Here is a 14,666-nt window from a genome sequence, read left to right on the forward strand (position 1 = left end):
TGCACCATGAACTTAAGCAAATTCGGACGAAATACACTTCTGTCACTGGTGGCATTGGCAGGGTTGGCGATGGCGCAGCAGGCAGCCGCAATGCAGTGCCGGTTCGGTAACTCGACCGGTTCCAGCAACCCAACCGGTAGCGTCACACAGGATATTGACGTTGGACGAGCGATTGTTTTGGCCGCGAGTGATTTCGTTAAAGGCAATCTAATCTGGCGTTCGCAGAACTTTACCTCGACCTTTACCTGCTGGGATACCGATGGTTACCCAAAGGGCGAACACGCTTATATTTACTGGAACCCGCGGAACTCCTTCGGTGGATTGGATCCATCCCTAGAGATCGGGGTATCGATCAACGGGCAGGACTATGACGCGATTAACAAGAAGCAAAGTTCCAACCGGCCAACCGGCCCTGATCTGGGTCCGGGTACCAAGCCGGGTAGCAACAGAAGGAAAGCTGACCCTCAGGCGGTAACTGCCAGTTATTCGGTATATATCAAAGCCACTGGCGTTAAACCCCCTGCGGGCAATTTTGCGCCATTGGCACGGGCTTCATTGTTCCAGATTGACGGTGAGTTGGGGCTGAATGCGACCAAAGACAGTAACTTTAACGCCTATATTAAAGGGCTGGACAAGATCCGCGTGATCCAGTGTAACCCGCAGATCAGCGTGTTAGCGAATAATGGTGCCAGCGTCGATTTTGGTGTGCTGAGTACCTCCAGTGCCAAAAACGGCACCGTTGCTAAACAGGTTCCGTTTGCAATCAAAGCCACGTTGAGCGGCGGTGAATGTGCGGGGCAGTCGCTGCAGGCCAGTTTTAGCAGCACCAATGCCGATCCGTCGGATAACACGCAGATTCTACCAACCACCAAGCCGGGTGTAGCGATCTTCCTGACCCAGCAACGCGACACCAGCAAAAAGCCGATCCCTCTGCAGACCAACGTAGACTTTGGCGGGGTATTGCAGGACAAGCAGAACGAAGTGTCGGAAACCTTCATCGCTAACCTGAAATGGCTGACAAACAATCCAACGCCTGGGGTGTTTAACGCCACGGCTAACGTAGACGTCACGTTCAAATAAGCATTACCGTGACTAGTCCTGGCATAGGTTGACACTTTGATGCCTGTAAAACGCCTGATGCACTGCATCGGGCGTTTTGTATTTCAGCGACTGGTGAGGGCGCTCTCTGTTGTAAATATCTATCGATTCTTTCACCATCTTTCTTGCCTGTTCCAGATCTGCCGGGCGTGACAGCAAAAACTCCGTCTTCAGTATTCCGTTCACCCTTTCCGCCAGTGCGTTCTGATAACAGTCATAGCCATCTGTCATTGAGCAGATTAGCCCGTATCTTTCATGGACTGCCTGGTAACTTGCTGAACAATATTGTATTCCACGGTCTGAGTGATGGATTAGCGGCTGGGTCGTTTTTCTCAGCTTTAAGGCCTGTTTTAGAGCCTGCACGACATTATCAGTACGCAGATCACTGTGCACATGATGACCCATAATTTTCCTTGAGCAGGCATCCGTTATCAGGCTCAGGTAGACCATGCCACTCCGGGTTGGCAGATAAGTAATATCCGCCACCCAGACCTGTTCTGGCCGCCTTACCACCACCTGTTCCGGCCCCGCCTTTAATAAATTGGGATGTCGCCGAAAACGGTGATGACTGTCCGTTGTTTTATGGTATGCCCGTCTGACAGGAACCAATAGTCTGCGTTCCTTTAGCAGGGAGAACAACCGGTCACGTCCGATATGTAATCCATCATCTGATTGTTTATTCAGCAGATAATGCAACTTACGGGTTCCGATACGCGCCTGACGAACTCTTATTGTTTTAACAAAATCGACGATCCGGACGTCACGACTCCGCAGCTTACTGAGCCGTGTATTGTGTTGATACCAGGCCTGTCGGCTGTGCCCCAGGAACAGGCAAACCCGGGTAATGGTTATTTTTTGGGTCTGTTTTTGCGTGAGGACTTGCCTGGCCGCTTTTTTATGACGCTGATCCCATAGTCATTTTTCAGCACGTTAACGACGGCATCCAGGAACTCAGCTTTCTGGGTGACCAGCTCAAGCTGTTCTTCAAGTTCCTTAATCCTCTGTTCAGGTGTTAAAGGGAGGGTAGGTTGATTCATGGGCAGCTCCCGGTTGGCGAGATGGGGAAGACCCGGAGCCCAGTTAAGGTGGCCATGCTTTCGCAACAAGGTCAGAACGGTCGAACGTCCCTGAATACCATAGCGCAGTTGAGCCTGTTTGTAGGTCATTTCGCCTTTTTCAACCTGCTCAACAACAGCAATTTTAAAAGACAAAGGATAGTCACGTTGTGTACGTTTAAACTCAGCCATTATCACGTTCTCCGGATTTAAGGCGAAAACGTGTCAACGCTATTCAGGACGGGTCACCGCAATAAAGAATGCCGCCCCTTTTAAAACACCAGCACGGTGCTTAAAAGGGGCGGCATTTTGCTATTCTGAGAGGGGCGCTATTGTCCCATCCAATTACCACATTTGCCGTCCAGACATTTGCCCGCATACCACAGATGCACGCCCGGTGACTCGTGGCGATGCCCTTTCAATGGCTCGATCGCCTGCGGGCGCATTTCTGCCACATCCCAGCGCGTGGTGCGGCGATACACCGCCGGCGTTTTACCGAACTGTTTTTTAAACGCGCGTGAAAATGATGGCTGGGAATCAAAGTGGAACTGCAGAGCGATATCGAGAATAGGGCGTGGGCTCGAACGCAACGCCTGTGCCGCCTGCGACAGGCGACGCTCGCGGATATAACTACCCAGCGCATGACCGGTGGTACTGCGGAACATCCTTTGCAGATGCCATTTGGAGTAGCCTGACTTTGCCGCTACGTTGTCTAACAGCAACGGTTGATCCAGATGATTTTCAATCCAGTCCAGCAAATCGTGAATGATATTGACGCGATCCATTGTTTAAGTTCTCCCGCAGTACGACATTCAGGTCAGTGTAGGTAAGAGTAATTATCCAAGTTAGTTCTTTGATAATAGGCCGGAGCACCGGGTTACGCAAGTGTTAACTAGGGTGCTAAAGGTGGCTAAAAGTGCTGTTACCGCCTCTAAGAAATGAAAAAGGCCGCACGAGGCGGCCTTGAAGCGAGTGGGAAAAGGGCTATCAGTTGGTTTCCGGCTTCACTTCGATATAGTTCAACTGCAACACGCTGCTGGTATAGCCACGGATCTTGTTGGTCATTTCAATATCGCCATTCAGCTTGTGGCCGTAGGACGGAATGATCTCTTTCAGTTTGCTCTGCCATTCCGGCGTCGCCACTTTATCTTTGAACACGGTTTCCATCAGGTGCAGCATAATCGGCGCGGCAGTAGATGCGCCCGGTGATGCGCCCAGCAGGGCGGAAATGCTGCCATCTTTGGCGCTGACCACTTCGGTACCGAACTGCAGCACGCCGCCTTTGTCATCGTCTTTCTTGATGATCTGCACGCGTTGGCCAGCGGTCCACAGCTTCCAGTCTGCCTGTTTGGCTTCAGGGAAATACTCTTTCAGCGCGGCGAAACGGTCGTCGTCGTTCATCATCAACTGACCCACCAGGTATTTCACCAGGTCGAAGTTATCCAGCCCGACGTGTGTCATTGGCATCAGGTTAGAGGTGCTCAGGGAATGCAGCAGATCGAACAGTGAGCCGTTTTTCAGGAACTTGCCGGAGAAGGTGGCGAACGGCCCGAACAGCAAGACACGTTTGCCATCCAGCATACGGGTATCCAGGTGCGGAACCGACATCGGCGGTGAACCTACGCTGGCCAGGCCATAAACCTTGGCCAGGTGCTGGTTAGCGATTTCCGGGTTGGTGGTGACCAGGAACTGACCGCCGACCGGGAAGGCGCCATAGCCCTCGGCTTCAGGAATGCCGGATTTCTGCAGCAGTGTCAGAGAGGCACCGCCCGCGCCGATAAACACGAACTTGGCATTAACGCTGGTTTCTTTGCCGTCACGGTTCAGATCGGCCACGGTCACGCGCCAGGTGTTGTCGGCGTTACGTTTGATATCGCGTACTTCATGGCTCAGGTTCAGCTTGAAGTTTGGATTTTTGGTCAGGGTATCCACCAGTTGGTGGGTGATCACGCCAAAGTTCACGTCGGTGCCCAGCGGCATGCGGGTGGCGGCAATTTTTTGCGTTGGATCGCGACCGTCCATCACCAGCGGTGCCCACTGTTTAATCTGGTTGGCGTCTTCAGAGTACTCCATACCACGGAACAGGGTGCTGTGCTGCAGTGCCGCATAGCGTTTGCGCAGGAAGTTGACGTTATCGTCACCCCAGACAAAGCTCATGTGCGGTACGCTATTAATAAAGGATTTTGGATCTTTCAGGACGTTATTTTTAACCTGATAAGACCAGAATTGACGAGAGATTTCAAAAGACTCGTTCACCACCACGGCTTTACTGATATCGATGCTGCCGTCTTCTTTTTCTGGGGTGTAGTTCATTTCGGCGAAGGCTGAGTGACCGGTACCGGCGTTATTCCAGCCGTTGGAACTTTCTTCCGCTACGCCATTCATGCGTTCATACATGTCGATGGACCAGTTTGGCTCCAGCTCGTGCAGATAAGTCCCCAGCGTGGCGCTCATGATGCCACCCCCGATCAGAACCACATCAACGGTCTTATTCTCTTCTGCTGCGGCCTGTTGCGTGACGCCAAACAGGTTCAGACAGAAAATCAGGACGAGTAATTTTCTCATTAATTCAAATCTCTTGTGTGTAAATTCTACTCATTGCAGGTGAAAGAATTTATTGGGAGCTACCCTGGGAATAGGTGAAACTAACCCGCCCGGCAAAGCCGAATAGCAGTGATAATGTCTTTTTGTTAACCATTTTTTTAACGAAAAGTGGATTATTACAGGCTGCCTGGGGACAGATTGTTCAACTCTGGTTACTGAGGGGATATTATTGTTTGCAATATTGTTAAAAACTACTTTTGTAATTAAAAAAAGCGGATTAAAGGCAGGAATAATTCATTTTTATTTATATTCAAATATAACCGCTTTATTAACAGGGTTTAATTGCCGCTGATTTAAACGATATTCTGCTATCACACAATATTTATGGAACAATTGCAAATGACAGCCGGTAACAAAAAGAAAATGGCCGCCGGGCAGGGCAGCCATTAGCCGGTTAACGCGCTTGCCAAACTCCGCTGGGGAGGGTGTCGGCGATGTAAGTGCTGAAATCTCGCGGGGCACGCCCGAGACTGCGTTGAACGTCCTCGGTCAGTGAGGCGTTGCGTCCGTCCAACACGGTGCTGAATAGATATTCCAGCAGCGTGACCATTTCCGCCGGCAGTTGTGCCTCGCGCAGGTATCCGACGTAATCTGCCACCGGCACCTGCTGATAGTGGATCTCACGCCCAGCGGCGGCGGCAATCTCGCCAATAGCCTGTTCAAAGGTCATCAGGCGCGGGCCGGTCAATTCATAATGCGTATTGCTGTGGCCGGGTTGGGTGAGGGCGGCAACCGCAACATCGGCAATATCATTCGCATCAATAAAAGGCTCGGGGATCTCGCCCGGTGGCAAATAGACTGCGCCGTTTAGCAATTCATCAAGAATAAAACTCTCGCTGAAGTTTTGCATAAACCAACTGGCGCGCAATATCGTCCAGTCTGCACCACTGAGTTCAACCACTTCTTCCGCCTGACGGGCCTCGTCCTCACCGCGCCCGCTGAGCAGGACTATCTTTTGTACGCCGCCATTTACCGCTTGCCGGCAAAAACGTTCAACGATTTCGGTGGCACCCGGTACTGCCAGGTCGGGTTGAAAGCTGAGATAAAGTTTTTGCACATCCTGTAAGGCCGGTTGCCAGGTGTTGCTGTCTTGCCAGTCGAAGGGGATGGCGGCACCACGATGTCCGGCCCGCACCGCTATGCCAAGCTGTTGCAAACGTGCTGCCACACGGTTGCCGGTTTTTCCGGTAGCGCCTAAAACCAGAATGGGTGAACCCTGTTCGTTGTTGTTCATGATGCCGCTCCAAATGTGAGTATTACTCATGTTTTGTAAATATGATAAACCCTCGTATTATTGTCAAGGCGGTTTTTGTTCAAAGGACGAGACATGATGATTGATAAGCAAAAAAAAACGCCCGCCCTGCGGCGTAAACCCAGCCAGACACGAAGCCGCGAGAAGGTGAAGCTGATCCTGGATTGCGCAACGGCGCTGATAGCCCAGCAGGGCAGTGACGCGATGCGGATGAGTGAAGTGGCGCAAAATGCGGGTATTTCTATTGGGGCGCTGTACCAGTACTTTCCGGATAAAACCGCCATCGTACGGGTGCTGGCGCAAGGTTATAACCAGGAAGCGCGTGAATGCATCGAGCAAGGCTTAATTCAGGTGCAGACGTTACCGCAGTTGATCGAGGCATTTAACTGCCTGATCGACGAATATTACGCCTTGTTTATGGCTGAGCCGGTCATGCGGGATATCTGGGCGGCGACGCAGGCCAACAAAACGCTGCGCGAGGAAGAGGTGGCGGAAAGCCGGTTAAACGGCGCGTTACTGGCGGCGGCAATACGTCGGTTACGGCCGCAGTCAGATCCGGCGGTGGTGGAGAATGCGGCTTTCTTGCTGATGCATTTGGGGGAAGCGACCATGCGGCTGGCGGTCAGTACCGGCCCAGATGAAGGCCGGGAATTGGTGGCGAGTTATAAGCAAATGGCGGCCAGGATGCTGGTGGATGGCTAGAGGTAGCCTGGTTCACTCTTTATTTTTGCTTGGCTCCACAGGGTTTATTCAACAGGCTGGGGAATAGTTTTTGCGCCGTTGGGCCATCGGTCATGATGCTAAGCGCGGTCACCTTCAGTTCACTGCGTAGCGTAGCGCTGTTCACTGGGATGCCGTTGATCACAGTCACTAATGTTTTGCCGATGTTGTTGCCGGTCGTGGTTGCTGCCAGCCGTTGTGCCGCCTGCGGTTGCAGTTCGACGTCCAACTGTACGTTGTCGGGATTAACCGGGTCTTCGAGAATGATGTTTAGCTTGCTGAAATCACAGGCAGAATCAAAGCGCATCTGCACCGGGGAGGCGGCCAGGGTAGAGGTCGCAACCAACAGCGAGCCGGAAAGAATAATCAAACGGAGTAACGCCATGAGGAGTCCTTCTCGAAAGCGAAAGTAGTCCTTCAATATAGCAGTTACCCGCTGTTTATAAAGGGTAAAAACGCCATTCATTGCCCTGAGTGCCGGCAATGAATGGCGTTTGGATATTAGGCTGTTAACTTACTTAATCGCCATTGCATCACGCATGGTATAGAACAGATCCGTCTGATCGGTTAGCCCAACCACGTTGGCAGCACGTGGGCCGTAGGCGGCAACCCGCAGTTGAGTGCCGGTATGCCCCTGTGAATCCTCTTCCGAATTGCCGTAGCTGATGGTCATCGGTGCGCCATCTTTGGTGGTCAGCGTTTGTGTCAGGCCAGGGGCCTTGGCATCGGTGGCGATAATCTGGCTCGAGTGGGCGTGGTCTGCGGTAACAATCACCAGGGTGTTACCCTCGGCGCGGGCGAATGCCAACGCTTTCTGTACCGCTTCATCCAGGTCAACAGTTTCACCAAACTGGCCGCACGGGTTGGCCGCATGATCCTGTTTGTCGATCGACGCGCCCTCAATCTGCAGGAAGAAGCCGTTTTGGTTGGTTTTCAACAGGTCGATGGCTTTTTCGGTCATTACCGCCAGCGTCGGGATATCGGCCGTGCGTGCCGGGTTGTTTTCGCAGGTTACCGCCGGTTGGTCGATATTGCCGTGATAAGTGGCTTTCGGCCCCTGCCAACGCACCGGCATATTACCGGCGGCAAACAGCCCGAGCAGCGGTTTTTGCTGGTTTGCCACGCTGACGGCGTTCAGTGCATCGAGGTTTTCGACCCATTGATAACCGAGAGCCGTTGCCTGGTCTTTCAGCGATTTTCCCTGCCATTCGCCACTTTTTGCTAACTGATTAAAGGATTTTGCCCCGCCGCCCAAGGTGACGTCGGCGCGCGCCTTGAGCAACTGCTCGCTGATGGAGCCACGGCCGCCGTTTTCCAGCGCGTTGGTGGCGCATTTTTCACTGGTTTCTTCCGGGCCGTAACATTTACGTGAGGTGACGTGGGAAATCTGCGCCGCTGGCGTGGCGTCCTGTAGCTCGGCGGTAGAGACATTACCGGTGGCTTTGCCTGCCGCCTTGGCGATTTCCAGCAGCGTCGGTTGGTCTTTACCGTTGACGTCCACACCCAGCGCACCGTTATAGGTTTTTACGCCGCTTGACCATGCGGTCGCCGAGGCGGCAGAGTCAGTCACGTAATTCGGTTTGTGGGTTTTTTTATCCAGTGAGTAATGGGTGTATTGGCCGGTCAGCGGCAGGGCATCGATACCTTTAAAATAGCCGCCCGCGCCTTCGGCGTAGTTGCGCGCCGAGGTGATTTCAGAATCGCCCATGCCGTCGCCGATCAGCAAAATCACGTTTTTGACAGTTTTGTCCGACAGCGAAGCTTGCAACGCGGCGGTCTGATCGCCACTCAGACGTCGTGCGCCACCGGGTTCAACGATGTTGCCACGTGCTGCACGTTCGTAAAGGCCTGCGGTATTGACCGGTGTTTCATCGGCGAAGGCGGTGGAACACAATAACGCGGATAAAACGGCGCCGGCGATCAGGGAAAGGGACTGTTGCATAGGGGGAAAGCTCCTTTTCGAAATGCAAAATTATAATTGGCATCAATTTGTTACGAAGGAGAGTAGTGCAGGGGTGTGACAGTTTTATGACGCTGCCGATGGTGAAAAAGGATAGCCGGGCGGCTATCCCAGGGGATCCATTATTCGCTGCGGGCGGGAATATTCAGGCCGCGTTGTACCGCCGGGCGCGCCAGACCGCGCTCCAGCCATTGCCCCACCAGTGGGAAGCTATCGAACTCTACCAGCTCACGCGCTTCGTAGAAGCCGATCAGATTACGGACCCAACCCAGCAGTGAAATATCGGCAATGGTGTAATCCTGACCCATGATCCAGTCACGGCCTTCAAGCCGGGTTTCCAGCACGCCGAGCAGGCGTTTGGATTCATTCTTATAGCGTTCCAGCGGACGTTTGTCCTCATATTCGCGACCGGCGAATCGGTGGAAGAAGCCGAGCTGGCCAAACATTGGGCCAACCGCCGCCATCTGGAAAAACACCCACTGGATGGTTTCATAACGTAGAGCGGGATCCGGCGGCAGGAACTTACCGCTTTTCTCCGCCAGATACAGCAAGATAGCGCCGGATTCAAACAGCGCCAGTGGTTTACCGCCGGGGCCATTAGGATCGATGATCGATGGGATCTTGCCGTTCGGGTTCAGCGACAGAAACTCCGGCGTCCAGGTTTCGTTCTTGCCGATATCGATCAGGTGCGGTTCATAAGCCAGGCCAATTTCTTCCAGCATAATGGATACTTTTACGCCGTTGGGCGTAGGCAGAGAGTAAAGCTGTAGCCTTTCCGGGTGCTGTGCGGGCCAGCGTTTGACGATCGGGAATTGGGTTTGGCTGAGCATGAAGAATCCTCGGGTTGACGGTTTGCCTATTGAGTATTGCAGCAAAACTAACGTGACGCAGGGTTAAAGCGTGAGACCAAAATGTGCTGTCAGCGCTTTTTTACCGGTGGCAGTGAGCTGCAGTTCACGAGTTTCAAGCTGACGGCGGATCCAGCCGCGATCGATAAAGACGTTGAGCACCGCGGCTCCCAGAGCGCCGCCAAGGTGAGCCTTGCGTTCGCTCCAGTCCAGACAGCCACAGGCGAAGCGCCGCCGTGAAAGCGCCGCCGAACAGTCGATGCCCAGCCGGGTTAAGGCAGTGCGGCCAGCGTCCGTTAACCGGTAGTCTTCATCCCCCTCCAGCCAGGCTACTTGATGCAACCGGTCATGCAATTTTACCGCGACTTCTCCGGCCATATGGTCATAACAGGTGCGGGCGAATTGCAATGAGGTTGGGGTAGTGCTTTTTACTACCGGCCTTTCAACGCCGGCCAGCGCCATCAATGTTTCCAGCGCGGCGGCCACCGCCGGCCCGGTCAGGCGGAAATAGCGATAGCGGCCCTGTTTGACGCAGACAATCAGCCGTTGTTCCTGCAGGCGTGCCAGGTGCCCGCTGGCGGTAGAGGCTGCGACGTCCACCGCCGCGCTCAGTTCGGTCGCGGTATAGGCACGGCCATCCATCAGCAGGCACAGCATGCGCGCCCGGCTGCGGTCGGCAATGGCGGCGGTCAGTGCCGCCAGACGATCTTCAATATCGATGTTATTCATACTTCGAGATTAGACGAAGTATGGCTGCTAGGCTAGCGCTAGGATGGGTTTTCACACTGGTTCGGTTCAACGGAGAACACTATGACAGTTTGTCCCTATTCCCGTGCGCTTGCTGCCGTGACTTCTGATGATCCGCTTGCTGACTATATGCCGATGGTGCCGATGGCATTTCAAGCGGACTTGCAGAGTTGGGTAGCCGTTTCTCCTGTGGTGGTGCGGGAGGTTTTGCACAATATTGACTTTGGGGTACGTCCTGCAACTGAACCTGTCCCCGCGGCCTTATTGAACACGCCAGCACAGCCCATTTTCGGTGCTCTGGTACGAATGTTGGAGGGGGAACAACAGCTCAGGCTCAAAGAGGCCATTCTGCAGACGTTAACTGCCTTTAACCCAAACCGGGTCCGGCAAACCGCATTAAGCGTGGCGCGAGAGTTAATGCCTTCCTCACCGGATCCACACCAGATCACCCGCTTTAACTATGCCCTGCCAGTGTGCGTTATCGCGGCACTGCTGGGTGTCCCAGTGGATGAGTGGTCGGAGTTAGTTGATGACATTCTGGCTTTTTCCCGCTGCATTGCTCCGGGGGGGAGTGAGCAACAGGTAGAGCGGGGGATCCTGGCCGTGGAGCGTTTAACGGCACGCCTGGAAGATTGTCGTGGCCCGTTATGGCTGAGTTTGCAGCATTCATGTGCGATACAAGGTCTTGACTGTCAGGTGGCAATGGCCAATGCCATTGGCTTGATGTTTCAGGCTTGTGAAGGGACTGCCGGCCTGATCGGGCAGGCGTTGTTATTGATGCGCAACCACCAGGGAAGCGCGCTGGAACTGATTGAAACAGTCTTGTCCGACACCCCCTCGATTCAGAACACCCGCCGCTTTGCTTTGCGGGATACGCAGGTTGCCGGCTACCCGGTGTTGGCTGGGCAGAGCGTCCTGGTGTTGTTGTGCACGGGGGATGAAAGTTTTGCTTTCGGTGAGGGGGCGCATCGCTGTCCGGGCGCGGACTGGGCGAAAATGATCGCGCGTTGTGGTATCGAGCATTTATCCGCCTTGGGTATTGATCTGCAACTGCTGAACAATGTGCGCTGGCGGGCTTCGCAAAACGCGCGCGTGCCTGAATTTACCGCTGACAGGAGCTTATTATGATCGCCGTTATTTTTGAACTGCAGGCCGCCGACGGCCAGCGCGAAACCTATCTTGATTTGGCGGCTGAGCTGAAGCCGTTGCTGGCGGAGATTGACGGGTTTATTTCCATTGAGCGCTTCCAAAGCCTGGCCGATCCGCAGCGGTTGCTGTCGCTTTCTTTTTGGCGTGATGAAGCGGCGGTGCAGCAATGGCGCAATATCGAAAAGCACCGTGCTGCGCAGACGCGTGGCCGTCATGGCGTGCTGGCGCAGTATCGCCTGCGTGTGGCGGAAGTGGTACGCGACTACGGGCTGGATCAGCGGGAACAGGCACCGCAGGACAGCCGTGGTTATCACGTCGATTGACAACTCTTGGGGTTTATCTTATTGATATCTGATGAACAGAAATCGTTTTTCATTCGTGCAGATTATTATCACCATTCATAGAGTGGTGGGATAGCGCGTCTGTTTTAAGCGAAAACCCGCCAGTCAGGCGGGTTTAGCACTCCCTCCTGTTGGCAACATCCCCTGGAGGAACCCATGGAAAATCATCTCCCTACCGTGTTGCATTTGATGTGCGGTAAAGCCGGTTCAGGCAAATCGACGTTAGCGCACAGCCTTGCGCAGCAACCTCAAACGCTGTTGCTGGTTGAAGATAGCTGGCTGAAAACGCTGTATGGACAACAGATGGCGACTTTGCAGGATTATGTTCACTACTCAGCCCGGCTACGCGAGGCGTTGAGTGAGCATGTTGTGCAACTGCTGGGTCATGGCCTGTCTGTGGTGCTGGATTTTCCGATGAATACGCCGGACCGGCGGCTGTGGGCACGACAATTAGCCGAGTTGGCTGGCGTTGGTCACTGCCTGCATTTTATCGACGTCAGTGATGCATTATGTAAAAGCCGGATAAAACTCAGAAATGAGCAAGGCGACCATCCCTTTACGCTAAGCGAGGAGGCTTTCGATCTGCTCACCCAGTACTTTGTCGTCCCTACTGAAGAGGAGCGTTTGACCATTGTCCGGTATGCCTGAGTATCCGGAATAAGGCAGGCCCTGATTCGGGCGCTGCCTCATTATTTGTCATTTGTCGATTAGAAAGGCTTGGTTGGCAGGTATTTACCGTCGAGGGTGATCACCGCGCGTTCGCCACCGTCCGGATCCGGCACTTTTTTGATATCCAGTTTGAAGTTAATGGCGCTGATGATGCCGTCGCCAAACTGCTCATGCACCAGGGCTTTCAGCGTGGAACCGTAGATTTGCACCATTTCGTAGAAGCGATAAATGGTCGGGTCGGTCGGTACGCCGCCGGGAATGCTGCCGCGTAGCGGAATGGTTTGCAGCAGGCGAATGGCGTCTTCGTCCAGATCCAGTTTTGCTGCCACCACACGGGCGGCTTGCTCCGGCAGCGGATGCTGGCCCAGCAGGGCGGCGGTGACGAACGCCAGGCTTAGCCCGGTGCCCTGATTAATCGCTTCGAAGGTCAGGTTTTTGCGGATCTTGGCCATCATAATGGTGTCGGTCAGGGTTTCGCGTGGGGATGAGTAGTGCAGTGACTGGGTCATATTGTTTCCTTAAGGAATGAAATTAAAAACGGGCTACGGCAGGGGTTGCCGTAACTTCAGGATTCGTGGCCAGCGGAATAAAACGACGGGTTTCGCCATCCAGCGCTTCAATGCCGCCGCTGGCGATGTCATAAACCCAACCGTGTAGTTTCAATCGCCCTTGTTCAAGCGCCACTGCTACGGAAGGGTGCGTTTTGATATTGGTTAACTGTGCGATGACGTTCTCGCGCACCATCGAACTGACCCGCCCGGCCTCGGTGGCATGCTGATAAGCCTGATTGACCGCCTTGGCTGAATCGGCATAGCGCAGCCAGTTAGCCACGGTGGGCATATGTTCCAGGCACTGACAGGTGGCGATAGCGGTCATCGCGCCGCAGTCGGAATGCCCACAAATCACGATATCTTCAACCCCGAGCGCGGCGACGGCATATTCCACCGACGCGGATACGCCACCGGGTTCCGGGCCGAACGAAGGCACGATATTGCCGGCATTGCGGATCACAAACAGATCGCCCGGTTCACGCTGGGTAATCAGTTCCGGGACCAGGCGGCTGTCGGAACAGGAGATAAACAGGGTTCGAGGGTTCTGCTGGGTAGCCAGCCGCTGGAACAAGGCCGTACGCTCGACAAACGCCTCGCGCTGGAACTTCAGAAAACCTTCGATAACTTCTTTCATATTGCCTCCATCTGGTTGCTGTTAAGCGATGGATGCATCATGCGCCGCTCTGGCTATAGGGTCTAAGACCCATTTATAATGGTAGCCATAGGAATTACCAATAATAGAGGCGTTATGCTGCTGCGACATATCCGTTATTTTCTGGCCGTTGCCGAACAGGGCAACTTCACCCGTGCTGCCGAAGCGCTGCACGTCTCGCAACCAACGCTGTCGCAGCAAATCAAACAGCTGGAGGAAACGCTGGGCACACCGCTGTTTGATCGCAGCGGCCGAACGGTGCGGCTGACCGACGCCGGTGTTGCCTGGATGCGCTATGCCCAACTGGCGCTGCAGGATCTGGATGCCGGTGCGCGGGCAATCCATGACGTGGCAACGCTGGAGCGTGGCAACCTGCGGTTGGCGATGACGCCGACCTTTACCGCCTATCTGGTGGGCCCGGTTATCGATGCCTTTTATCGGCGTTATCCGGGGGTAACCTTGAGTATTCACGAGATGACACAGGACAGGATTGAGGCGCTGTTGGCGGAGGATCGGTTGGATCTGGGTATCGCTTTCGGTCAGGCGCAGTCGGTAGACATTGAGGCTACAGACCTGTTTAGTGAATCGTTGAATATGGTGGTTGGCGCCGACCATCTTTTGGCCCAACGGCAACACCCTTTGACGGCGGAGGAGCTTGAAGGGCAACCCCTGGCTTTGCTGAGCGAAGATTTTGCTACCCGTCAGTTTATCGACGACTATTGCCGGCAGCAGGGGATCCGGCCACGGGTCGTGGTGGAGGCCAATGCGATTGGTGCTATCCTCGAGATTGTGCGCCGTGGTCAGCTTGCCACCATTCTACCGGCGGCAATTGCCCTCGCGGATCCGCAGTTGCGTTCGGTGGAACTTGTCGCCGCTCTGCCGGCGCGTCGGGCGGTATTACTGCAACGTAAGAGCGCTTACCGTAGCGCGGCATCGCAGGCGTTTGTGGCGGTTTTACATCAGCAGGATTTGATGTCGGCACATTCCAAACCGGTATAAAACCGGTTGAATAAGGAGACT

Annotated in this window: 16 protein-coding genes; 6 read left to right on the plus strand and 10 right to left on the minus strand. The window is 54.2% G+C overall.

Annotated elements, in window-relative coordinates:
• Positions 1-6 precede the first annotated feature (6 nt).
• Positions 7-1,080: a fimbrial protein gene (locus BEI65_RS15400; protein WP_099064082.1), complete on the plus strand. Its 1,074-nt coding sequence runs from the start codon at positions 7-9 to the stop codon at positions 1,078-1,080.
• 12 nt (positions 1,081-1,092) lie between these two features.
• Here the strand turns inward: BEI65_RS15400 and BEI65_RS15405 are convergent.
• The 4 genes from BEI65_RS15405 to BEI65_RS15420 all read right to left on the minus strand — a co-directional run bounded on the left by BEI65_RS15405 (position 1,093) and on the right by BEI65_RS15420 (position 5,991).
• Positions 1,093-2,348, minus strand: a protein-coding gene (locus BEI65_RS15405; protein ID WP_099064188.1) for an IS3 family transposase whose coding sequence is annotated in 2 segments (ribosomal slippage) — positions 1,093-1,997 and positions 1,997-2,348 — 1,257 coding nt in all. Because the reading frame shifts where the segments join, the coding sequence is not laid out codon by codon here.
• Between the two features lie 134 nt (positions 2,349-2,482).
• Positions 2,483-2,938, minus strand: a complete 456-nt coding sequence (locus BEI65_RS15410; RefSeq protein WP_099064083.1) for a helix-turn-helix domain-containing protein — start codon at positions 2,936-2,938, stop codon at positions 2,483-2,485.
• 202 nt (positions 2,939-3,140) lie between these two features.
• Entirely contained in the window at positions 3,141-4,718 is a 1,578-nt protein-coding gene (gene mqo / locus BEI65_RS15415) for a malate dehydrogenase (quinone) (protein WP_099064084.1), read from the minus strand.
• A 433-nt stretch (positions 4,719-5,151) separates the two neighbouring features.
• The gene (locus BEI65_RS15420; protein ID WP_099064085.1) at positions 5,152-5,991 is read right to left on the minus strand and encodes an NAD(P)H-binding protein; all 840 of its coding nucleotides are present in this window, start codon (positions 5,989-5,991) and stop codon (positions 5,152-5,154) included.
• A 93-nt stretch (positions 5,992-6,084) separates the two neighbouring features.
• Here BEI65_RS15420 and BEI65_RS15425 point away from each other — a divergent pair, with 93 nt between their 5' ends.
• Positions 6,085-6,711, plus strand: coding sequence for a TetR/AcrR family transcriptional regulator (locus BEI65_RS15425; protein WP_232519103.1), 627 nt, complete (start codon positions 6,085-6,087; stop codon positions 6,709-6,711).
• 19 nt (positions 6,712-6,730) lie between these two features.
• Here the strand turns inward: BEI65_RS15425 and BEI65_RS15430 are convergent, their stop codons facing one another.
• The 4 genes from BEI65_RS15430 to BEI65_RS15445 form a co-directional block, all read right to left on the minus strand.
• Positions 6,731-7,114, minus strand: coding sequence for a hypothetical protein (locus BEI65_RS15430; RefSeq protein ID WP_099064086.1), 384 nt, complete (start codon positions 7,112-7,114; stop codon positions 6,731-6,733).
• A gap of 129 nt (positions 7,115-7,243) precedes the next feature.
• Positions 7,244-8,671, minus strand: coding sequence for an alkaline phosphatase (gene phoA / locus BEI65_RS15435; RefSeq protein WP_099064087.1), 1,428 nt, complete (start codon positions 8,669-8,671; stop codon positions 7,244-7,246).
• A 140-nt stretch (positions 8,672-8,811) separates the two neighbouring features.
• A complete protein-coding gene (locus tag BEI65_RS15440; protein ID WP_099064088.1) occupies positions 8,812-9,519 on the minus strand; it encodes a glutathione S-transferase N-terminal domain-containing protein in 708 nt (235 codons plus the stop codon).
• Between the two features lie 63 nt (positions 9,520-9,582).
• Positions 9,583-10,266: a helix-turn-helix transcriptional regulator gene (locus tag BEI65_RS15445; protein WP_099064089.1), complete on the minus strand. Its 684-nt coding sequence runs from the start codon at positions 10,264-10,266 to the stop codon at positions 9,583-9,585.
• Positions 10,267-10,347: 81 nt separating this feature from the next.
• On the opposite strand from BEI65_RS15445, the gene BEI65_RS15450 reads away from it, so the two are divergent.
• The 3 genes from BEI65_RS15450 (at position 10,348) to BEI65_RS15460 (ending at position 12,422) form a co-directional block, all read left to right on the plus strand.
• The gene (locus BEI65_RS15450; RefSeq protein ID WP_099064090.1) at positions 10,348-11,412 is read left to right on the plus strand and encodes a cytochrome P450; all 1,065 of its coding nucleotides are present in this window, start codon (positions 10,348-10,350) and stop codon (positions 11,410-11,412) included.
• Entirely contained in the window at positions 11,409-11,756 is a 348-nt protein-coding gene (locus BEI65_RS15455) for an antibiotic biosynthesis monooxygenase (RefSeq protein WP_085115906.1), read from the plus strand. Before BEI65_RS15450 ends, BEI65_RS15455 begins: the two co-directional genes overlap by 4 nt.
• A gap of 174 nt (positions 11,757-11,930) precedes the next feature.
• Positions 11,931-12,422, plus strand: a complete 492-nt coding sequence (locus BEI65_RS15460) for an ATP-binding protein (protein ID WP_099064091.1) — start codon at positions 11,931-11,933, stop codon at positions 12,420-12,422.
• A 59-nt stretch (positions 12,423-12,481) separates the two neighbouring features.
• On the opposite strand, the gene cynS is transcribed toward BEI65_RS15460, so the two are convergent.
• Both cynS and BEI65_RS15470 read right to left on the minus strand, forming a co-directional pair.
• The gene (gene cynS, locus BEI65_RS15465; protein ID WP_099064092.1) at positions 12,482-12,952 is read right to left on the minus strand and encodes a cyanase; all 471 of its coding nucleotides are present in this window, start codon (positions 12,950-12,952) and stop codon (positions 12,482-12,484) included.
• Positions 12,953-12,974: 22 nt separating this feature from the next.
• Positions 12,975-13,628, minus strand: a complete 654-nt coding sequence (locus BEI65_RS15470) for a carbonic anhydrase (protein ID WP_099064093.1) — start codon at positions 13,626-13,628, stop codon at positions 12,975-12,977.
• Between the two features lie 114 nt (positions 13,629-13,742).
• Here BEI65_RS15470 and cynR point away from each other — a divergent pair, with 114 nt between their 5' ends.
• Entirely contained in the window at positions 13,743-14,645 is a 903-nt protein-coding gene (gene cynR, locus BEI65_RS15475) for a transcriptional regulator CynR (protein ID WP_099064094.1), read from the plus strand.
• The last annotated feature ends 21 nt before the right edge of the window (positions 14,646-14,666 follow it).

This window comes from Serratia sp. BW106 (genome assembly GCF_002607755.1).
Taxonomy (GTDB): domain Bacteria; phylum Pseudomonadota; class Gammaproteobacteria; order Enterobacterales; family Enterobacteriaceae; genus Serratia; species Serratia proteamaculans.